Annotated in this window: 17 protein-coding genes and 1 pseudogene; 7 read left to right on the top strand and 11 right to left on the bottom strand. The window is 55.9% G+C overall.

Going from position 1 to position 21099, the window contains the following annotated elements; genetic code table 11:
• Positions 1-66 precede the first annotated feature (66 nt).
• Both V7714_RS04610 and V7714_RS04605 read right to left on the bottom strand, forming a co-directional pair.
• Positions 67-1170, bottom strand: coding sequence for a PLP-dependent cysteine synthase family protein (locus V7714_RS04610; protein ID WP_335708661.1), 1104 nt, complete (start codon positions 1168-1170; stop codon positions 67-69).
• Between the two features lie 58 nt (positions 1171-1228).
• A complete protein-coding gene (locus tag V7714_RS04605; RefSeq protein WP_335708660.1) occupies positions 1229-1888 on the bottom strand; it encodes a hypothetical protein in 660 nt (219 codons plus the stop codon).
• A gap of 298 nt (positions 1889-2186) precedes the next feature.
• On the opposite strand from V7714_RS04605, the gene V7714_RS04600 reads away from it, so the two are divergent.
• Positions 2187-4001 carry a DUF885 domain-containing protein gene (locus V7714_RS04600; protein ID WP_335708659.1) on the top strand — a complete coding sequence of 605 codons (1815 nt, stop codon included), beginning with the start codon at positions 2187-2189 and terminating at the stop codon, positions 3999-4001.
• Positions 4002-4013: 12 nt separating this feature from the next.
• Here V7714_RS04600 and V7714_RS04595 read toward each other — a convergent pair whose 3' ends face one another.
• The 6 genes from V7714_RS04595 to V7714_RS04570 form a co-directional block, all read right to left on the bottom strand.
• The gene (locus V7714_RS04595; protein ID WP_335708658.1) at positions 4014-4613 is read right to left on the bottom strand and encodes a nucleotidyltransferase family protein; all 600 of its coding nucleotides are present in this window, start codon (positions 4611-4613) and stop codon (positions 4014-4016) included.
• Positions 4603-5604, bottom strand: a complete 1002-nt coding sequence (locus V7714_RS04590; protein WP_335708657.1) for an XdhC family protein — start codon at positions 5602-5604, stop codon at positions 4603-4605. The genes V7714_RS04595 and V7714_RS04590 overlap by 11 nt, the downstream gene beginning before the upstream one ends.
• Positions 5605-5657: 53 nt before the next feature.
• Entirely contained in the window at positions 5658-6395 is a 738-nt protein-coding gene (locus V7714_RS04585; protein ID WP_335708656.1) for a substrate-binding periplasmic protein, read from the bottom strand.
• A gap of 178 nt (positions 6396-6573) precedes the next feature.
• The gene (locus V7714_RS04580) at positions 6574-8739 is read right to left on the bottom strand and encodes a xanthine dehydrogenase family protein molybdopterin-binding subunit (RefSeq protein ID WP_335708655.1); all 2166 of its coding nucleotides are present in this window, start codon (positions 8737-8739) and stop codon (positions 6574-6576) included.
• Between the two features lies 1 nt (position 8740).
• Positions 8741-9223, bottom strand: a complete 483-nt coding sequence (locus V7714_RS04575) for a (2Fe-2S)-binding protein (RefSeq protein ID WP_335708654.1) — start codon at positions 9221-9223, stop codon at positions 8741-8743.
• 201 nt (positions 9224-9424) lie between these two features.
• Entirely contained in the window at positions 9425-10573 is a 1149-nt protein-coding gene (locus V7714_RS04570) for a glycerate kinase (RefSeq protein WP_335708653.1), read from the bottom strand.
• A gap of 106 nt (positions 10574-10679) precedes the next feature.
• Between V7714_RS04570 and V7714_RS04565 the strand changes: the two genes are divergently transcribed.
• The 5 genes from V7714_RS04565 (at position 10680) to V7714_RS04545 (ending at position 17518) form a co-directional block, all read left to right on the top strand.
• Positions 10680-10937: a hypothetical protein gene (locus V7714_RS04565; RefSeq protein WP_335708652.1), complete on the top strand. Its 258-nt coding sequence runs from the start codon at positions 10680-10682 to the stop codon at positions 10935-10937.
• Between the two features lie 155 nt (positions 10938-11092).
• On the top strand, positions 11093-12361 hold the full coding sequence (locus V7714_RS04560) for a tyrosine-type recombinase/integrase (RefSeq protein ID WP_335708651.1): 1269 nt from the start codon (positions 11093-11095) through the stop codon (positions 12359-12361).
• Positions 12361-14397: a phage integrase SAM-like domain-containing protein gene (locus tag V7714_RS04555; protein WP_335708650.1), complete on the top strand. Its 2037-nt coding sequence runs from the start codon at positions 12361-12363 to the stop codon at positions 14395-14397. Before V7714_RS04560 ends, V7714_RS04555 begins: the two co-directional genes overlap by 1 nt.
• Before the next feature lie 9 nt (positions 14398-14406).
• Positions 14407-16608, top strand: coding sequence for a hypothetical protein (locus V7714_RS04550; RefSeq protein ID WP_335708649.1), 2202 nt, complete (start codon positions 14407-14409; stop codon positions 16606-16608).
• Positions 16595-17518, top strand: a complete 924-nt coding sequence (locus V7714_RS04545; protein WP_335708648.1) for a hypothetical protein — start codon at positions 16595-16597, stop codon at positions 17516-17518. Before V7714_RS04550 ends, V7714_RS04545 begins: the two co-directional genes overlap by 14 nt.
• Positions 17519-17531: 13 nt before the next feature.
• On the opposite strand, the pseudogene V7714_RS04540 reads toward V7714_RS04545, so the two are convergent.
• Positions 17532-17693, bottom strand: a pseudogene (locus V7714_RS04540) (DDE-type integrase/transposase/recombinase); the annotation flags it as partial.
• 376 nt (positions 17694-18069) lie between these two features.
• Here V7714_RS04540 and V7714_RS04535 point away from each other — a divergent pair.
• Positions 18070-18651 (top strand): recombinase family protein, encoded by a 582-nt coding sequence (locus V7714_RS04535; protein ID WP_335708647.1) that lies wholly within the window; start codon positions 18070-18072, stop codon positions 18649-18651.
• Positions 18652-18762: 111 nt separating this feature from the next.
• On the opposite strand, the gene V7714_RS04530 is transcribed toward V7714_RS04535, so the two are convergent.
• Positions 18763-19095 carry a hypothetical protein gene (locus V7714_RS04530; RefSeq protein WP_335708646.1) on the bottom strand — a complete coding sequence of 111 codons (333 nt, stop codon included), beginning with the start codon at positions 19093-19095 and terminating at the stop codon, positions 18763-18765.
• A 2-nt stretch (positions 19096-19097) separates the two neighbouring features.
• Positions 19098-21099: hypothetical protein (locus V7714_RS04525; protein ID WP_335708645.1), on the bottom strand; the 2002-nt coding region annotated here is incomplete at its 5' end.

Below are 21099 nucleotides of genomic sequence, written 5' to 3'. Positions count from 1 at the left end.
GGGCATTCCGGTGCATGTACTCGCAGTTGCACCCGAAGAAAGCCGGACGCTAGCCATGGCAGCCGTTCAGCGCATACCCGCTGCAGCCAAGGCAGGTAAGGCCGTTCCCTGTACGGCAGCGGCTACCAGTGCGTCAGCCGCGCCGATATCCATGCCCCGTTCGGTGTACCAGGCCGGGTTGTAATAACTGTGGGCATAGCGTTCACCGCTATCGCACAGTATGGTCACGATAGAGCCGCTGCGACCCTCAGCCTGCATCTGCTGCGCCAGCGACAGCACACCGACGAAGTTGGTGCCGGTCGAGCCCCCTACCCTGCGCCCCAACCGTTCGCTGACATAGCGCATGGCCGCCAGGCTGAGTACATCCGGCACCTTGAGCATAGCCTCGACACAATGCGGGATAAAGCTGGGTTCCACCCTGGGCCGGCCTATGCCTTCAATGCGGGAACCGCACGGCAAGGTCAGCTGGTTATCGGGTTTGCCCGCCAGGGCGCTTCGGTAGTAATCAAAGAACACCGAAGTCTCGGGATCGACACAGAGTATCCGGGTTGCATAGCGCCGGTAGCGGACAAACCGGCCCAGCGTGGCGCTGGTCCCTCCCGTACCCGGGCTGCACACTATCCAGTCTGGAATGGGATGCGGTTCTTCGGCCATCTGCTTGAAGATGGATTCGGCGATATTGTTATTGGCTCGCCAATCGGTTGCCCGTTCCGCGTAAGTAAACTGATCCATGAAGTGGCCACCGGTCTCACGCGCCAAGCGTTCCGACTCGGCGTTGATGGCGCCTGGATCATCCACCAGATGGCAGCGGCCGCCGTAGAATTCAATGGCGGCAATCTTGTCCGGCGAGGTACTGGCCGGCATGACGGCCACAAAAGGCAAGCCCAACAGCCGCGCAAAATAGGCTTCCGATACCGCCGTGGACCCACTGGACGCCTCGATAACCGTGCTACCGTCGTGCAACCAACCATTGGTCAAAGCGTAGAGGAACAGCGAGCGTGCCAGCCTGTGCTTGAGGCTGCCGGTAGGATGGCTGGACTCATCCTTGAAGTACACCTGTATGCCAGGGTAGCCGGGTAGATCCAGCGGGATCAGATGGGTATCAGCCGAACGATTGAAATCGGCCTCGATCTTGTGGATGGCGCTGGCCACCCAAACGCGATTGCTCATGGCAGAAAAGGCTTGGTTGCAAGGATGGCCTCATCTTACACGCCGTACCGCCTTACCATCAGGGTGCTGGGGAAATCGCCAACTCGCCCTTGCGCTGCATAGCCTCCAGCACACCCGTCAACCGGGCTGCCAGGCCACGGTGCCGCTCATGCAGATAGTGATACAGCGGTACTTGCTCAACCGGCGTGGGCACCCTGCAGAGCCTGTAACGCGGATGCCGCTCCCTGGCCGCATCCAGTTCCACCCCCACACCTACCGCATAGTCGGCCAAGCCCTCGCTGACCATGCGCAATGCATCGTCATTACCCGCAGAGTTCAGCACGGCGACCTGCCGGGTTCTGCGCTCCAGCACCAGCACACCGCGCTCATGCACCAGCCGCTTGGTCAGCAGTTGCGCCCAACTGATCTGGTTGGGGCAGTCGTCATAGCCGTAAGCCACCACGCTGAGGCTCACCACGGGTATGCCGACTCTCACCAGGCTGGGTATCTCATCAGCCAGCTCGGCCACGCGCATGGTATCGCCATCCAGCTCGCCCTTGGCGGCCAGTGCCAATGAGCGCCGCAGGGGATAGGGTTCAAACCGGGGGATGATGCCAAGACGCTGGTATGCCACTCGCAGCACCGTCTCGGCACGGTCGGTCAGTTCCGAAGGTTGTTCGCTACGCCCCAGGCGCAGCACGGTGGATGCCGATGACGGCATCGCGAGCAAGATCAGCAAGCCAGTTGCCAGAATGCCATGCACGGCATGCTCCCATCGTACCTCCTCCCTGGTTGACCAAGGCCCTCCGGGGTGGCTATCAATGTGCCGCCCTCAACCATGTGCGGCGGCGCCACTTGCGGTGCCCCCTTGTATGTATTAGCCGATCGATACCCCAGCAAACAGGACAGATGGATGACCGGCAAGCAATGCAATAGCCCCGACGCAACACCGTAAGCGCCGCAATAGCCTGACACAATAATAGGCTGGCACAATGGCGCTCGCCGCAGCTGCCCCATGCCCATTCGGAGATCGTGTCGTGAAACGCAAAATCTGGCTTAGCCTGATACTGGCTGCACTGCTCATCAGCGCAGTGATCATTAATGCCATTTGGTTCCGGCCGTGGTCGATACGGGTATTCTTTGAGCGGGTATCGCTGCAACAGGCGCTGGATTCGCCGCAGGCGCTATCGGACCTGCGCCTGCTGGAACCCTGGGGCCTGCGGGGACACAACGCCAGGCTGGACGATAACTCCGACGCCCAGGAAGCGCGCCAACTGGCCCGCAGCAAGCAGAATCTTGCCACCTTGCAGGCCTATGATCGCAACAGCCTGAGCCCCGCCGACCAACTCTCCTACGACACCATGCAGACTGTGCTGGAGTACGAGCTGGCAGGCGAACGCTTTCGCTATCACGACTTCCCGGTCAACCAGCTATGGGGCGAGCAGCAGAGTCTGCCCAATTTTTTGCTGAGCACGCACCAGATCAACGACCGCATTGACGCTGAGCATTACCTTGCCCGGCTGCGGGCGATGCCGACCACGCTGGGGCAATTGGGTATCAAACAGGCAGAGCGCGCGCGCCGTGGCATCGTGGCACCGCACTTCGCCCTGGTGAAATCGGTCGCCAATATGCAACGCTTTATTGCCACGCCTGAGGAGCGCAACCCGCTTTACGAAAACCTGGCCCGCAAAACCAGCGGCATAGAATCCATATCCGCCGAAGAACGCGAACTGTTACTGGCCCAGGCCAAAACAGCGCTACAGAAACAGGTCTATCCCGCGTATCAACAATTGATTACCGCCACCCAGACCTTGGCCCGGCAGCACCCCCAGAACCTGGGTGCCTGGTCTCTGCCGGACGGCGCCGCATACTATGCCTGGAAGCTGCGCGGCCATACCACGACCAAGCTGAGCCCCGAGCAGGTACACAGCATAGGGCTGAGCGAGGTCGCCCGCATCCAGGGAGAGATGCAAGGCATACTGCAGACACAGGGCGAAAAAGCTGACGATGTCGGCGCTGCCATGAAAAAGCTGGGCGACGATCCACGCTTCCTCTACCCCGACACAGACGCCGGCCGCGCCCAGATACTGGCCGACTACAAGGCCATCCTGGCCGAGGCGCAGGCCGCAATGCCCCGTGCCTTTGGCCACCTGCCTACCGCCAAGCTCGATGTGCAGCGCATACCGGCCTTCAGCGAGCAAACCGCACCCGGCGCCTACTACGAGCCCCCCGCCACCGATGGCAGCCGGCCCGGCGTATTCTTTGCCAACCTGCACGACATCAAGGGCACCACACGCTGGAGCATGCGGACGCTGGCCTACCATGAGGGCGTACCTGGCCATCACTTCCAAAATGCTGTGGCACGCGAGCAATCCGACCTACCTAGCTTTCGCCGCTACAACTGGTACACCGCCTATGGAGAAGGCTGGGCGCTCTATGCCGAGCAACTGGCCTGGGAGATGGGCCTGCAAACCGACCCATACGATCAGTTGGGCCGCCTGCGCGACGAGCTATTCCGTGCCGTGCGCCTGGTGGTAGATACCGGCCTCCATGCCAAACGCTGGAGCCGTGAGCAGGCAATTGACTACATGAGCCGACACACCGGCATGCCCCAAAGCGATACCGTGGTGGAAATAGAGCGCTATATGGTGGACCCAGGCCAAGCCTGCGCCTACAAGGTGGGCATGCTCAAGATACTGCAGCTACGCGAAACCGCCAAAACCCGGCTGGGCACCAAGTTCGACCTGCGGGCCTTCCACGACCTGATACTGGCGGCCGGGCCCTTGCCGCTGGATCTGCTGGAGCGTCGGGTCAATGACTGGATGGCTGAGACCCTGGCGTCAGGAGGCTAGCTTGTGAGCCTTCTATTCAGGCAAGTCACTTGGGTGATCGATGTCCAACAATGCCCTAGCATCATCGACAGCAATAGTCACCACTGGGTAACGCTCAGTAATCGCCTTAGCACCCCGGTCACCCTCCAGTGACATTAAGGCATCCCGGCACACAGCAGCAAAACCCACAGGATGCCCCCGCCTGCCAGCATAAACAGGCACCGCCACTACTGCACCTTGCTGTAGCGCGGCCGCTACCGCTTGTGCCGTACTTGCCGCCACCGCCGGCATATCCGCCAGCATCACCAACCAGCCGGTAGCATTCTGGGTAGCAGCCACCCCGGCCGCTAGCGTGTGGCCCATACCGTACTGCGCTGTTGGGCAGGGCACAATATCGCACCCCGCCTGTTGCAAGACCTCTATCAGCAGCAGGGTAGTCGGGAGCGCATTGTCCGGCACCAGGGCGACGACACGCGGCACCGCGGCCAGCAAGGTCTGGGCAGCGGCCACCGCCACCAGCCTGCCATCAGGCAGGCGCTGCAACAGCTTACTCTGCCGGCCCGTTGGATCAAAACGGCTACCGCGCCCGGCAGCCAGTAGCAGACCTACAATCTGGCCCCCCTCAGGGTGCATGCCGGGCTGCCTCCGGCGTTTCCTCCGACCACGCAGGCGCTACCTGCACTATGGGTATGCCATTCTTGACCGCCACAATCTCTGCCAGAATGGAGATGGCGATCTCCGCCGGGGTACGGCTACCCAGATAGAGCCCTACCGGGCCGTGCAGCCGCTGTATCTCCTCGTCCGCCAAATCGAACAGCGCCAGGCGTTCGCGCCGCTTGTGCGTGTTGCGGCGCGAGCCCAGCGCCCCCACATAGAAGGCGGGTGACTTGAGCGCCTCCAGCAAGGCCATGTCATCCAGCTTGGGATCATGCGTCAGCGCCACGATGGCGGTATGGGCATCGGGCTCCATGGCCAGCACCACATCATCGGGCATACCCACTTCAAAATGGACATGGGCGACATCCCAATCCACTTGATACTCACTGCGCGGATCGCAGACATAGACGCTAAAACCCAATGGCTGGGCCATCTGGGCCACGATGCGCGATAACTGTCCTGCCCCGATCAGCAGCAGGCGCCATTGCGGCCCAAAAATACTGGTGAAGCGCTCACCGTCAAATGCCGGTCTGGCCCCGCGCTGGGTCGCAGCCAAGGTAACGGTGCCTGTCCCCAGTTCTACCGTGCGTGCTACCAACTCGTGCCGGCCGGCACGCTGCAGCAGATCCTCCAGCCAGGCGGTTGCCACCAAGGGTTCCACCAGCAGGCGCAAGGTGCCGCCACAGGGTAGGCCAAAGCGGCTGGCCTCCTCTTTGCTCACACCGTAGCAGACCAGCCCGGCCGCCGCCGGCCGCTCGCCCTGGCTGACGCGCCTGACCAGATCGTCCTCCACGCAGCCACCTGAAACCGAACCCGCCACGGCGCCATCATCACGTACTGCCAGCAACGAACCAACCGGTCTGGGAGCCGAGCCCCAGGTTTCCACCACGCTGACCAGCCAAACGGCATGGCCATCCCCATGCCAACAGCGGGCACGCTGCAATACCGCCAGATCCAATGCGTCCAAGCCTGACTCCTGCTATCCGTTCCTATTTGCCACCAGAGCGGCCAATTACCGTCCTAGCGATACTGGGCATAAATCGCCTTCAATTCCCCTTCTCGCGTCATCTCGGCAAAGGCCTGCTCTATCGCGGGTCGCCACTTGATCCGCGGCGATGCGATCGAGAAAGCAATATGGGAGGGACGTCCCTCTACCGCCCAAGGTGCTTTGACCAGTTCCATGACATCCTCCCGCAGCAGCCAGTCGCCAAGTTGCTCCGGCATCAATGCCGCATCACTGCGCCCCATGGCAACCTTGCGCAGCGCAATACGCGGATCGCTCACCCAGTCCTTCACCAGCGCGGTATCACTATCAAACGGTTCGAAAAACCGCTTGCCGCGCTCCACCGAGACAACCTTGCCAGCCAAGTCAGCATAGGCGCGTAGTAGCGGCTTGTCCGCCCGCTGATAGAACACCTTGCGTGCTGGCGGAAATGCCGCCTCCAGAAACACCATATAGCGCTCACGCTCAGGCGTTCGATTGGGGCCCAGCATCAAATCCGCCTGGCCGTGCTCCATCATCATCAAGGCGCGTGCCATGGGTACTTGTACATAGCGCAACTCAAATCCAGCGCGCCGTGCTATCGCCTGCATGGTGTCGCAATACAGGCCACGGCAGGCTTTATCCTGCATGATGCGATACGGTGGCGCATGCTCGCCCACCACCGTCAGCACCTCGGCCTGGGCAAGCACAGGCGGCACAAGGCACAGCAACAAGCCCAGCAAGTACCTTACAGCGGCAAGCAGGCGCGCCCTCATGGCGCAACAACCGCGACACTGCTTGCCAGCCACGACAAGCAGTACGCTCCGCCCAGCGCATCCAGACAGACAACCATCGCTAGACCTCCAACTCCAGAAGGCTGCCAAACACAGTACCCAGGGGTAATGCGTCTGGCAGCGTGTTCCCACTCCTCGACCGGGAGCTTACCCTTCGCACTCAGCTCAGCTTGAATGGCAGGTCGTACAGGCGCTTACCCGTAGCGGCAGCAATAGCATTGGCCACGGCAGGTGCAATCGGCGGCACGCCGGGTTCGCCCACCCCGCGCGGAGCCGCATCGCTGGGCAGGATATGCACCTCTATCCTGGGCATCTCACCTATGCGCAGCACAGGGTAATCATGGAAGTTCGATTGCTCCACGGCACCGGCCTTGAGCGTAATCGCGCTGTGCATGGCGGCAGACAAGCCAAAGCCTACGCCGCCCTCCATCTGCGCCCGTATTACGTCCGGGTTGATGGCAATGCCACAATCGACGGCGCAGACTACGCGGTCTACCTTGTAGCTGCCATCCGGCCGTACCGTGACTTCGGCCACTTCAGCCACAAAGGTGCCGAAAGACTCCACCACGGCCACCCCTCTGCCGCGTTTTTCGCCCTTCTTGCCCGCTTTGAGCGGCTGGTTCCAGCCAGCCTTCTCGGCCACCAGCTTCAATACACCGGCGTGGCGCGGATGCTTGTCCAGCAAGGCCAGGCGGTACGCCACCGGGTCGCGCCCGGCAGCCTTGGCCGCTTCGTCTATCATGGTTTCGACGGCATAGCCCGTGTGGGTGTGTCCTACCGAGCGCCACCACAGCACTGGCACGCCCAAGCGCGGTGAATGCAGGTCTACCTGCAGATTGGCGACGGCATAAGGCAGGTCCGACGCCCCCTCGACCGAGGTTGCATCTACCCCATCCTTCACCCCGAACGCCTCGAACGGTGTGCCCGTCATAATGCTCTGGCCTACCACCCGCTGGCGCCAGCCTAGCAATTGGCCGCCAGCATCCAGAGCCACTTCCACCCGGTGCAGATAGAGCGGCCGGTAGTAACCGCCGCGCATATCGTCCTCGCGCGTCCACACCAGCTTCACCGGGTGGCGGCCAGCGGTGGCCTTGACGATATGGGCGCATTCCATGGGATAGTCGGAAGCCGGATTGGCCCGACGACCAAAACTGCCCCCCGCGTACAGCATATTGATGCTGACCTGCTCTGGCGTGATGCCAAACACGCTGGCGATCATGGCTTGATCCACCGTCTGCATCTGCTCGCCGTTCCAGACTTCCACCCCATTCTTGTCTTGCCGCATCACGCAATTGAGCGGTTCCATGGCGGCATGGGCAAGATAAGGAAAGTAGTAGTCGGCCTTGAGTACCTTGGCCGCGCCCTTGAAGGCCTCTACCACATCGCCCGTCTTGCTGGCCACGGCACCAGGCTGATCCAGCAGTGCCCGGTACTGGGCCACCAACTCTGGCGTACCTTGGGGCACGGCTGCGGTTTCATCCCACTCCAGCTTGAGCGCATCGCGCCCCTTCTTGGCCGCCCAAAAACCGTGTGCCAACACGGCTACGCCGCTGGGTATGGCCACCACCTCCACCACGCCCTTGACCTGCTTGGCCGCCGTGGCATCAAAGGACTTCAGCTTGGCCCCAAAGCGCGGCGGATGCGCCACCACGGCCGTGAGCATGCCCGGCAGGTTGACATCCTGGGTAAACTGGGCCCGCCCGGTAATCTTGTCCTTGCTGTCCTTGCGCGGCAGCTTCTGCTTGCCGATCAGCTTGAAATCCTTGGGGTCTTTCAGCTTGGGTTCCTTGGGCGCCTCCATGGTGGCAGCCAGCGCCGCCAGTTCGCCAAAACTAGCTTGCTTGCCGCTGGCGTGACTGAGCTTGCCTTGTGCCACGGCAATCTCCGCCGCAGGCACCTGCCACTGCTGGGCCGCTGCGGCCACCAGCATGGCGCGGGCAGTTGCCCCTGCCTGGCGCAATTGCTTCCAGGAATTGGCCATGGCACTGCTGCCACCTGTGCCTTGGGTTGGCCCCCACATCAGATTGTTGTACCGCTTGGCGTCGGCCGGCGCAGCCTCCACCTTGACCTGGCGCCAGTCAGCATCCAGTTCTTCCGCCAGTATGGTCGCCAAGCCAGTATAGCTGCCCTGCCCCATCTCCAGATGCTTGGCGATAATGGTGACACTGTTGTCGCTGCCGATGCGGACAAAGGCATTCGGCGCCAAGCTGGCCGGCATGGCAGCAGCCCGGGATTTTCCCGACCACTGAAACCCCACCACCAGCATGCCACCCAGTGCACCCGCCTTGAGCAAGCCACGGCGCGATATCTCCACAGTCTTGTCCATATCAGGCCTCCAGCTTGTCTGAAGCCTTGCCAGCCATGATGGCCGAAGCCTCATGGATGGCCGCACGGATGCGGTGGTAGGTGGCGCAACGGCAGACATTGCCCGACATGGCGGCATCGATATCGGCATCCGTCGGTTTGGGCTTTTGCGCCAGCAAGGCAGTGGCCGCCACAATCTGGCCAGACTGGCAATAGCCGCACTGCACCACATCCAGTTTTTGCCAGGCGGCCTGTACTGCACGCGCGGGCGCACCGCTGATACCCTCTATGGTGGTGACCTTGCCCTTGCCGACCGCCGATACCGGCAAGCTGCAGGATCGGGTAGGCTGCCCGTTCAGCAGTACCGTGCAGGCACCGCACAAGGCCATGCCGCAACCATACTTGGTACCGGTGTAGCCAAGCTCGTCTCGCAACACCCATAGCAGGGGCGTGTCTGCATCGGCATCGACCTCATGGGTCTTGCCGTTGATACTGAGTTTCAACATGGGTAGAGCCTCCGGGCAGGCGATGGGGAGAACTTCAGCAGTATAGAAAGCACGCAGCCAGAAAACAGCACGGTACACCACACTATGGCATCCCTCTCATTTCCAGGGACTCCCGAGCGTCTCGACTTGCAAGCAAGACAAGGCACGTAACAACTGCAGCGGCACCATGCCAGGACAGCGCGGTTCCCGGCGGCGCCCGCATCAATGCTTGGCTATCTGTTCGCCATACTGCCTGGCCATGGCTTCAGCAGCATCGGTCAGCAAACTTGCCGCATCCCTTTGCGCGGTTTCACTGTCTACCGCACCGCCCACCAAAGCCAGGCAGTGATCAAAACGCTGCTGTAATGCCGGTAGCGCAGCACTATCGATATCGCCCGACAGCAGGCTGACCGGCACCCCCAGGCGGGCCGCGCGACCGGCCACCCGCCACGGCACCTTGCCCAAGGGCGTCTGCGCATCCGACCGCCCCTCTCCCGTCAGCAGCCAATCAGCGCCAGCCAGGCTGGCATCCAGCTTCTGCAGATCGGCTATTGCTTCTGCACCAGGCTCCACGGTCGCCCCCAAAAGGCGCAGAGCCCAGCCCAGCCCACCCGCCGCACCACTCCCAGGCTGATCACGTAAATCCTGGCAGCGCAAGGCATCGCCCAACTCGCCCAAGCGTTGCAAGCGTCGGTCAAAGCGCTCTACCTCCTCGCTGCGCACACCTTTTTGCGGACCAAACACCGCCGTGGCCCCGGTTACGCCACACAAGGGGCTGGCAACGTCCGCCAGGGCGACCAGCCGGGTCTGCGCCAGCCTGCTGTCCAGGCCAGACAAATCCACCACGGCCAGATCGGCGAGGCCCGCCAAGGTGGGCTGCAGCAGCAAGCCACGGCCATCCAGAAAACGTGCCCCCAAGGCTGCAAGCAGCCCTACACCACCATCATTGGTGCCTGTCCCCCCCAGGCCCAGCAACACACGTGCACAGCCTGCGTCGAGCACTGCCAACAGCAACTGGCCCAGCCCCAGGGTGCTACGGTCCGCAACCAGGCTGCTGCCCACCAGCGTTATCCCCACCAGTTCAGCCGATTCGATCACCGCCGAACCATCAGGCAGGCGCAACCACCGCGCAGGCTTGGGCCTGCCCTCCAGATCAGGCATTACCACGTGCTGCCATTGCGCCGGCATGGCCGCGGCCACCGCCTCCAGCGTGCCTTCGCCGCCATCGGCCATGGGGTGCAGGTGCAGGTCGGCCTCCGGCCATATGCGGCTCAGGCCCGTTGCCATGGCATGGGCGGCCTGTGCAGCGGACAAGGTTCCCTTGAAGGAATCAGGCGCAATCACGATGCGCGGTATGAATGAGGTCTGCATGGACATAGTGTGCCGACCTGACGAGCGGCAGGAAAGTGCCCGGCCGTTTATCGCCTTGCATGACCAGCAGAGAACGTTCGTTCTCCAAAGTGCTATCATGCCGGCCATGGACCAGCCTCTACACGGCCGTGGCACCGGCCGCAATCCCGACAACCGCTACGCGACCCATGGCCGCGAGGCGGTGGACGATGGCTGGCTACGGGAGGCAGACGGCAAGCCACGGACGGTGATTACGCTGCATGAAGCCAAGTCCATCATCAGCCGCAACAGCTCGCCGGATGTGCGCTTTCAGCAATCGATCAATCCCTATCAGGGATGTGAGCATGTTAGGTGGAATACCACTTGTAGATTGGTCGGTACGTAGACATTGGATCTCGCGGCCAAGATTTCTTCGGAACATCAAATATGCAGTCCGTCGGAATTTTGTTCACTTCTCTCGCCATGTGCTAGTAAGGAACTAGCAGAGAGACTTTTTTTGGATTTTTTTGTTTACGACTTCCCAAACAGTGTGAGATGTCCATGAACAATTTTTTGAACTCAGAATTGCGTTTAATCTCAGCAGAACGATCAGGCGAAGTTATAGCTAACGAACAGCCTCTATTCTTTCAGTACTGGAAAGACGATTGTGACCTGTTTATCGAACCAACTGTATTCATTCATGAATGCTTCGTCAAAACAAGGAGACCAAAAACATGGGAAGCTGCTGCATATGACCTACTTACATGGTTTCAATGGTGCCAAGCAAGATGTATAGACTGGTGCAATGCAACTGAATTAGATCGAGAACAGTTTGCCAACGACTACACGCAAGCCGTCAATTCTTATGGAAATCCTTACAATGAAGCCGGCATCAATAGAAAGCTGACCATAGTCGCTAAATTTTATAAATTTTCATCATCAGAGGGTTGGTACGTCAGGGATATTTCTGCATCAAATCAATCCCAATCACTAAACAAAGGATCGCTTGAGGATGATTCATTTTCTTACACTCGCTTGGCGGCACTCAGGGCAATTGAAAAAGATCCACTATTACGAAAAATTGGCAGAAATGACGTAATCAGACCTTTACAGGTCAAAAATCTACGAAAACTGCTCCATCAAGTTTGTGTCAATTCAACCGGGGATGATAGATCAGCGACTCGAGACCGACTTATTTGCGACTTAGGATGGATCTGCGGAGCCCGTTTAGGAGACGTATTAAGACTCACAACTCTGAAATTCCTAAGCATAATTGTAGAGCCTGGTGAGGAATTCAAAGATTTTCCATTGGTTATCGAAAATGGAAAGGGAGGTGTCACCCGCCTTGTTTCTACACCCGGCTGGCTTATACTCAACATACAGAAATATATAAACACCGAACGAAGTCAAAGCGAAGCCGAAGGAAAACATCGAGGTCTCAAACATACAACCTCATTGTTCCTATGTCACCACAAAAGCAAGGGCGCTGGCAAACCATTGACTAAATCTGCAATTCAGAAAATGTTCGCCGCTGCTTGCTGTAATTCCGGCATAACAATGTTGGTAAATGTTACCGACCAGGAGACAGGTAAGGAGCATGTAAAGACTATTCCAGCACATTCTTTCCACGACCTACGACACAACTGCGCCGTCCTAACATACCATGCAGAAAGAGCGCAGGGTAACGCTGAGCCATGGAAGACAGTACAGATCAAGCTTGGCCATAAAAGCGTAAAAACTACAGAAACGATCTATCTTGCTCACGTATCAATTTTCGGGGAAAAACAGCACATAACTGACATTCGAAAACTAATAGGAATTACCACATAATGGACCATTCAAATAATCATAAAATTAATGAAGCAAAAAAATATGCCTCAGGGGCACCCCTCTCAAACAACAAAAAGGAGAAGCGAGAAAATATTGCTAAAAATATTGTTGAACAAGCTCGATTTCGCGATGCACGCCAAGGTAGCATTGAAGAGCTACCATCTACCCGTCTTGAGCGGTTAGTGCTCAACAATTGCGAGACCTTGAAAGCAACATTTCCTCAAAAAGGAGGAGCAAAACCCCATGAAATTGATCTAACATTCCTTTTGAAATTTCCTGGATTATGCGATAAATTTACCCAGGGCTTTATGAAATGGGGCAGCAATGTCGCTCCCAACTCACGAGAAAATATAATAGGAGATTTACGTCGCAACTGGTTTAAATTTCTTACCGAGAAAAATCTATCATTAATTACACTCGACAAAATTGATGAACAGATAATGGCCGGATTCAATCAATGGCTTCATCGCCGAACATTAAAAAACGGCAACCCTTTAAATCCCAACACAATTAAAACGGCACTATGCAACCTGAAAATAGTGCTTCAATCTGCCCCAGGAGGTCGAGAGTTAGGAGAAATGGTCCCACGGGGCCCACGTCTAGCTCACCTAAAGTCAAACCCCACAAAAGTACTGACAATAGATGAATTAATGGCAGTTGTAGCCGCCATAGAGAAAGAAGTACTAGCGCTGCAGGAACGTTGGGACACCGGGCGAAAATTGTTGGAACAAGGAAAGCAATTTATTAGTGAAGGTAAAGTTCTAGAGCCCACACCCAAGAAAAGCAATAGTGCATCGTGTTCAGTTGAGAATCTCGCACTAACTCTGGCCATTGTGGATCAACGCTACCCAGCCAATCTTCCAGATCAAGATATTATTACGAACGACGATCCTTTGCTTGGAGCGACAATACAACACGCCTTTGGAAGCGGAACCATAAGCAATTATCTCTACGCCAACGGCCGAGACTTAGTCCCCCTAGTACTCAGCATTGCCGTCGCAACAGCATTTAATCCAGACACTGTACTCGCCCTTGAGTGGAAAAATATAGATCGCAAAGTCGATCGACTTAGCAATGGTCGAAATTCAGTGCAGATTAAAGCAATAGAGAGCGAGGAAGCAGAAAATGCAGAATTCGAAGAATTTCAAGATAAGTGTTCGCCGTTAGTTAAGCTAACTGGTAACAAGCCCCGCGCATCACGTCAATTGGTGCGCCTGTTGGATCCTGATGCAAGTGGACCAGGCCAAGTAAATCTTAACTTAGTTCTAGATTTGATTTTTGAGATGACAGCGCGTATCCGACCCAATGTCATAGATGAATTTTATACCGACCGGATTTTCTTATTCGTTCAAACAGTATGCTCTAAACTTCCAAAGGGATATGGAAGTAGCCTAAAAGGACCTTCCTCTGATCGAGTTTGGTACAACAGCTTGCAGAGATTTGTTTTGGATAACAATCTATCCCCACTTTCACTGAAGTCTCTTCGCGCGACCATGCTTGATTATGTGCAGCTTTTTAATCAAGGAGATCTAGAAGCTGCTCGCGAAATAGGAAATCATAAGAATCGAATCACGACATGGACTCACTATACTAGCGATTTGGTGAAACGTTTGCTCCAAGAGGCCGTCGGCGAAAGCATGATTGTTCGAGGTCGCTGGCTGGACACGAAAGGCAGTATTGACCCTCGCAAGTTCAGGGAATGGACGGATAAGGGATGTGCTACCCCAGGATGGGCCTGCCTGGATCCATTCGATTCCCCTCGTCCCAACCAAAGGAATGGCAGGCTTTGTACAGCGTACGGCGAATGCCCTGATTGCCCTTTGGCAGCCGCTAGAATCGGAAACCCTCGCAATGTAATGCTCTATGAAGCACTGCGTCGCGCAATCTATCGGAGCATATTACGAGTTACCTCGGTAGTTTGGCAGCAGCGATGGGCTCCAGTTTTGGCGGCTCTTGACCAGCTTCTGGCACTCATCCCTTCTAATGTATTGGATGAATCACGCAAGCTTACCGTAGATCTGCCTGACGTCGGTTAAGGGGGGGGCATGAAACAAACAGGTCAAGCCATTTCTAATACTGAAACTCAAAGCAATCAAAGCACATATCGTCCTCTCCATGAATTGTCCCCATGTGAACTGGCGGTCTTTCGCATAACACCGGATAGTCGTTATTCCGATACAGAGTGGTTCTGCCAATCAACAACACCAGGGCGCAGAACAACAGATACCAAAATCAACTGGGCATTTTTTCTGTTTGATGAAAGCCGCTTAACCGATCAGAGGCATACAACACGGCTGTCATGGGCCAAAAAGTTGATGGCCCTCATTCTTACGTCACCAGCGTCGGGCATCGTCCCATCGCCATCAACGATTCCATTGTTCCAACAAGGATTTAAATGGCTAATTTCATGGATGGCGGCACGGGGGTTGCAGCATCCTGAAGAAATTGACACGCAAACTTATATTGAAAATCTACCGCAATACATTTCAGAACAAAATGACGATGATGAAATCACCATCACTCATGGTACTTCATGTCTTTATATCTTGCGCTGGCTTTGGTCTGAACGTCGTCTGATGAATAAGTGGGGTGTTAGGACCTTACCTTACAATCCATTTTATGAGCACGGAATTGATTATTTCGCCAGAGCCATTTCCACAAAGGCAAAAGGCTGGATTCCACCATTACCCGACGAAATTTCAATTCCACTATTTAATAAGGCAGCCTGGTTTCTCGACAAACCAGCAGAAGATGTAATATGCCTACTGCAGTACATAGAGGACCCCCTTGCTGGCACGGAAGTAGTAATTGACAGATCCTATTCCAATCTAGGATTCAGCAAAAGAAAGGCCGGGGTAAAAAAGGAAGCACGACTTAAGCGGAGTAATAATTTTTTAGCGCATTTTAGTTTCAACGCAGTTCAAGACAATGTTAATCCATGGCATCCACCACTAGATTTAAACTACGAAACAGAATATGGCATAAAACCAACTGAGCGAGTGCGAATATTATTTGAAGCCATACGTGAGTCTTGTGTTTTTTGCATTCAGGGATTATCGGGCATGCGTATTAGTGAACTATTGGGAATAGAATCCGGATATGACAGTGAAACTGCCCTACCCCTCGGGGTTCGCATTGAAACCTCGGCCACCGGATTATATGAAGTATTCCTAATCAATACGGTCTTAAGTAAAACGGAATCAGGTCTTCCTCGAAAAATGGACTGGGTTTTAGGTATGCGACCCAAGGGGTCAAATGACGAACCGCTTCCTGTTCGCGCATTGCGAATACTCAATCACTTGCATGAGCCGTGGCGAGATCGAGCGAGTACACGGCAGCTATTATTAGCAAGCGGAGTTGGTTGTGTGCTTCCTCTCAAACACACCAGTCTTGGCCCGATGTCATCCAACAGCTTACGAGACGCAATGAAGCGATTCATCACTCGTTGGGTTGATCTAACTTTGTTACCAAACGAATCTAAACACAAAGTTTCCGACAATGACCTAGTACCGTGGCGCGAATCTAAAGGACTCGTTTTTAAATCTCATATGCTGCGCAAGTCCTGGGCACAGTTCATGTTTGCAGTCGATCCAAAGCTTCTTCCAGCAATCCAGCTGCAATTCCACCATCTTTCACTCTCAATGACTGATACGGGCTATATCGGCAGTAACCCGCTAATCGTCGCTGATATGAGTTCTATCGCTACGCAATCACGCAATCTATTGATCTTGGAAACTGTGCTGGGTCTCAATCCTCTAGCGGGAAAAATGGGAGAGCACCTAGAGCATGCGACTCTTGAGCTAGCGGATCAGGTCAAAAACATACCAGTTTCAGAAGCGTACGCAAAAGTTGTCGCGTTCTGTGAACATAATCGATTGCCAATATTTTTCTCACCTCATGGAGCCTGCATGCCAGTCCAGACACATGAGATGCGCTGTCATGAAGAAACTGGAACCTCGCTGCTGCTGAGAGTTCAGCCGAATGCCAGAACTCGCCAGCCATCGCTGTGCGCCGGCTGCGCATGCTTCGTATTAGATGGCCGCCATGCTGACTTCTGGGCTTCTCGATACATGGACAACTGGATTGCTTATAAACGAGCCGAGAGAGATGGAGACACAATGGGGTTCAAAGTTATTAAGGAGCGCGCACAGCAAGCAGGTAAGCTACTGAAGAAGCTCGATTTCAATGTAATACTGCTAGACAACTTGATTCAGGACACACTGGAGAAAGACAATGCTATCACCTGACATAGCGCATGAATCCGATCCAATCGAGAGAGACTTCTTTGATGCACTTAAGCGACTCGAGGAAGGGAAGCCGAAGCACAAGAATTTGAAAGCTGCCGCAAAAGCAGGAAAGTTAAAGATAAATACATCAAACGTCGCGCTAGAAGCAGGGCGAAGCCGTACGTTGATTGCACTGGAGAATTGTCGTTATCCCAAGGTGCGCGAAGCCATAAAAATTATTCAGGGGGCCAAAAAATCCCCCCCAACCACATATACCCAACTCATAGAGAGCCTGCGGGCGAGCCTCGCACAGCTTAAAGCCGAAAAGAGAATACTCGAAATGAAGATTGGCGATCATGTCCTCTCCCGTCGCAGAGCCGAAATAGAGTCAAGGCGAGACGCCGCAGAAGCAGCACGCCTCCGCAAAAGGGTTGTCGAACTTGAAAAGATTGCGCAGCTCCCGCGTCGCGATACTTCACTACCGCGTCTGGTTTTGATTCGGGGCATGCCGGGCAGCGGTAAGACGACCTTGGCAATGGGGTTCAAGGTTGACGGTTATGTACACTTCGAAGCCGATCAGTACTTTTTGGCCGACAATGAATATAGATTTGAAGCGAGAAAACTGCCAGCCGCTCACGCGTGGTGTCTAGAGCAAACCCGAGTTGCCCTGGAGGCAGGTGAGTTTGTATGTGTTTCTAATGTTTTCGGCACCGTAGAAGACATTAAACCCTACACTCAACTCAGCATGGAATTTCAGATTGTTGAATCAACTTACCCAGGTAAATCGGTACATAACATTCCTCTCTCCGCTATTCACGCAATGGAGAAATCATGGATACCTACAGATAGACTTGTTGAAATATTAGAGGGCACGTCACGTAAGAAGGCAACCGTTACACCGATCAGAACACCACACGTAAAGTCTACTTAACGATAAAAGGGACCAAACCACTTGCCATGGCCCACTTCAGTAGCGCCCGTGATACGAACTCGGGCCCGTTATCAGACCGAAGGACTTTCGGTGCGCCTCGCATGCTTATGGCTTGTGCCAGCACTTCGATCACTCTATGCGAGCGGATCGAACCGGCCACATCAATTGCCAGGCATTACCGCGTGTAGGCTCAGTAGGTCAGTAGCACGATGGGGTGTCGTATGCCGCTGGCGATCAGCCTGGCGTCGTCGTTGCTCATACCTGGCAAGCCCCGATGGGCGATCAGGGCGAGGTGTTGCTTGTGCTCTCTGGTTTAAATCCCAAGTGAGATGGCCGGCGTTATTGCGCAACCAGGTATTTATCCAGCTTCATCGAGACTTGGGGACTTGGCCTGTTTTTATCCAGGCGGCTCCCCCATCGCTTCGCTTGTTTTATCTGTCCCAAACCGAACGGTTTTAGACACCCCTATTCAACCCGTTCAGATATAGGCAATGGCTTATTGCGGACGGGTTTTCTATTTGACCAGCCATTACGAACAAGGAGGGTGAGCCATGTCTCGCGTTTTTGCCTATTGTCGGGTTTCCACGTCCGACCAAGTGATGACGAATCAGCGCCAGGAGATTGAGGCGGCGGGGTTCCGGATTGAGCGCCATCGCGTGATCGAGGAGTGCGTGAGCGGTTCGGTGCTGGCTGGTAAGCGGCCGGGCTTCATGCGTATGGTGGACCGCCTGGAGCCGGGTGACGTACTGGTGGTAACGAAGCTGGATAGACTGGGGCGCAATGCCATGGATGTGCGGGGGACGGTGGAGCGGCTGGCAGACAGCCAGGTGCGGGTGCATTGCCTGGCCTTGGGTGGGGTCGATCTGACCAGCCCGGCGGGGAAGATGACGATGCAGGTGATTGCGGCGGTGGCGGAGTTTGAGCGTGATCTGCTGATCGAGCGGACGAAGGCGGGCATCAGCCGGGCGCGGTCGCAAGGCAAGCGCTTCGGCCGGCCGCTGAGCTTGAGCCAGGACCAGCGGGCGCAGGCACTGGGGCGGCTGGCCAGCGGGGCGACGGTCTCCCAGGTGGCGAGGGAGTTGGCGACCAGCCGGCAGACCATCATGCGGGTGCGCAATGCACTGACCTCATGACGGTAGCCGGTGGGTGGGGGTGTTGCGAACGCCGAGCAGGGCAGCATCAAGCCCTGCCGCTCCCCAGTTTGGAACAAAAGCTGGCCGATTTTCGGTCTGCTTAAATCATAATCAAAGGAGCTTTGAAAGAATCTTTTCGATCACCCCACGAGCCACTTTTAGATCATAAATCTCCGCTCCTGACTCAGCAGTTAAGAGCACGCTTAGATAATTCCTAAAGCTTGATTTTTTAGCATCATCCGTCAGGGAATCATCCAGCTCTATGTCACGCAGCCCGGGTGGCAAATTCTCATGATCATCCATCCAACTATTGCAAACTTCAATCAACCATGCAATATCAGGACGTGCTGATAAATCGACAGCGATCGCCTTAAGAAACTCCCGTAGCTCGGAGTCCTTAATGAAAATCACCCCGTCGCCGTATCTAATAGCACTCGTCGTCACTTTTAGTTACCTCCGACATACACAATACGTACTTTTGCATTGCCAAGAGCATTCTGCATAGCCTTCAGTACATCGCCAGACAATCCCATTGTATCAATAACATGCGTATTGACCGCAGTGTTCTGCTGAACGTGTTTCTGAATGCTATTAACTGCTCTCATTTGCTGATCAATGGTTAGTGGCTTTTGATTTTTATTTAGGAAAGGTCCTTTTAGTGAAACATTTCCCCAGCCGTTAGGATCGATAACATCTACGCCCTCAATATTTGACGGTAAGAACCTCTTTCCATAGGCGCTCTCCGCACGTGAGATAGCCATAGTCTCAATCATGCTGAACTTACCTTGCTCGTGATTCCACCCCAGTGCTCTATATCGCAAAGCCTCTGCCATGCGTTGTAACGCTGCTTGCCGTTCAAGATTAGTCGCGTTTGCGAGGTTCCCAACAGCGCCGTCTGAAACAGCTACCGGATGGTAATTCTCCAACATGAAATTATCTGGCAGCATAGCATCATCAACCACGGTGCTGACAGGTGTTCTTGGCGCAAAAGAAAAGCGCGGTTTAGGTGTTACCGCAGCAGCCCCAGCAAGGTCCAAGATACCAAGCCCTGTCCGCAACAAACCATCCGATAGTACATCGGTATCTCCACCTGCGGCGTACTGCGCAAAGCGCTGGCCGCCTGTGTAAAGGACGTTGGGTGCATTAAAAATGCTGGTAGCAAGGTCATTTGCTACTGCGAGTGGGCTTGCCATGATACCAAGCGCCGTATGTCCAAGTCTGGTGAAGCCGCCATTGCTACTATCCAGTGCCTCGGCAAATGCGCTACGTGCGGCATCCCCCGCTAGGCTCCTAAATGGGGGGTAAAGCGCCTCTACCTCAGGCAGTACTTTTGATTCCACATGGGCGTTTTTCGAAACACGTGCCTCGTTCGCGCTCATTTGCAAGCTGATCAAGAAAGCCTTCTTCGTATCCCGAGGCTTGAAGCCCTCCACGAACATGCTGATGGGCCGGTGTCTGTCCATCTCGCGTTCGTCAGAGGTGCTGTCAACGCGGACGCCGTTGCCAATGGGCTCATGCGTCCTCGCACTGGTCTTGTAGTTCACGCCACGACCGCTGCCAACAACCGCTAGGCTGCCAGCCATCGGTGCGCTCGGTGCTATAGCCGTGCCACTGTCTGCGAACCAGGCATTCCATTGCGCTTCTCTGCCGGACAGGTAGCTGGCATAGAAGCCCATCCCTGCCTGATAGGCCTGGAATTGCTCAAGCGCCGCATACTGCTCCGCAGTCGCCGCATTCAACGGTCCTGCGCCGTTCTCCAGTGCGTACTGCTGTGCTGCGGTCGGCCCAGACTGCATATTCGCGGCAATGCTATTGCCCAGCGCATCGCCAAACGCATTCGCCGCCACCGCCGCAAAGTCCACCTTACCCTTGCCCTGTACCGCTACGTGAACCAAGTTGGCCGACAAGGAGCCGGCGAAGTTCACGTCAAACCCGCGACCTGCTGCCACCATGCTAGCTGCCCAATCGCTCTTGCCAATGGCACCGACCACAGGCGCAGCAATACCCGCTGCGGCAACGTTACGCCAGCTGAAACTACCCGCACCGACCGCAGACAGCAGCCCTTGGCTGAGGGCGCTGTTCGTCGCCGCCGCGATTGCCTGATAGGCCCAACTACTGGCATCGGCACCCATAAAGCTTGCCATATCGCCACCGAAACCGAGCTCACCGACACCTGCCGTCACGCCCGCCATCAGGCCGCTCTTGGCCACCGCCTTGAAATCAAACTCGTCAATGACCCCGATTGCCAAGCCGACCGCCTGGCTTGCCACGCTACCCGCAACTGCCGCTGTGGCCGCAGTTGCTGCGGCGGCCCAGGCAGGGCTGGACGAAAACAGGGTAGAAAAAAACTTCGCAGTAGCGCCCTTGGTCAGCACGGTGACGACGACAGCTACCACCAGCATGATGATCATGCCTGCACCACCGCAGGCCGCTTTGGCGGGTGGGGGT

It is taken from the genome of Chitinimonas sp. JJ19 (assembly GCF_036961565.1).
Lineage (GTDB): Bacteria > Pseudomonadota > Gammaproteobacteria > Burkholderiales > Chitinimonadaceae > Chitinimonas.
This window is presented reverse-complemented; position numbering and strand designations above follow the sequence as displayed.

What these genes read in the sequence shown, in the direction of transcription:
- V7714_RS04555 (WP_335708650.1), top strand. Translation starts at nt 12,361, where the DNA reads ATGGACCATTCAAATAATCATAAAATTAATGAAGCAAAAAAATATGCC.
- V7714_RS04610 (WP_335708661.1), bottom strand. Translation starts at nt 1,170, where the DNA reads ATGAGCAATCGCGTTTGGGTGGCCAGCGCCATCCACAAGATCGAGGCC.
- V7714_RS04560 (WP_335708651.1), top strand. Translation starts at nt 11,093, where the DNA reads ATGAACAATTTTTTGAACTCAGAATTGCGTTTAATCTCAGCAGAACGA.
- V7714_RS04535 (WP_335708647.1), top strand. Translation starts at nt 18,070, where the DNA reads ATGTCTCGCGTTTTTGCCTATTGTCGGGTTTCCACGTCCGACCAAGTG.
- V7714_RS04570 (WP_335708653.1), bottom strand. Translation starts at nt 10,573, where the DNA reads ATGCAGACCTCATTCATACCGCGCATCGTGATTGCGCCTGATTCCTTC.
- V7714_RS04550 (WP_335708649.1), top strand. Translation starts at nt 14,407, where the DNA reads ATGAAACAAACAGGTCAAGCCATTTCTAATACTGAAACTCAAAGCAAT.
- V7714_RS04585 (WP_335708656.1), bottom strand. Translation starts at nt 6,395, where the DNA reads ATGAGGGCGCGCCTGCTTGCCGCTGTAAGGTACTTGCTGGGCTTGTTG.
- V7714_RS04565 (WP_335708652.1), top strand. Translation starts at nt 10,680, where the DNA reads ATGGACCAGCCTCTACACGGCCGTGGCACCGGCCGCAATCCCGACAAC.
- V7714_RS04580 (WP_335708655.1), bottom strand. Translation starts at nt 8,739, where the DNA reads ATGGACAAGACTGTGGAGATATCGCGCCGTGGCTTGCTCAAGGCGGGT.
- V7714_RS04595 (WP_335708658.1), bottom strand. Translation starts at nt 4,613, where the DNA reads ATGCACCCTGAGGGGGGCCAGATTGTAGGTCTGCTACTGGCTGCCGGG.
- V7714_RS04575 (WP_335708654.1), bottom strand. Translation starts at nt 9,223, where the DNA reads ATGTTGAAACTCAGTATCAACGGCAAGACCCATGAGGTCGATGCCGAT.
- V7714_RS04545 (WP_335708648.1), top strand. Translation starts at nt 16,595, where the DNA reads ATGCTATCACCTGACATAGCGCATGAATCCGATCCAATCGAGAGAGAC.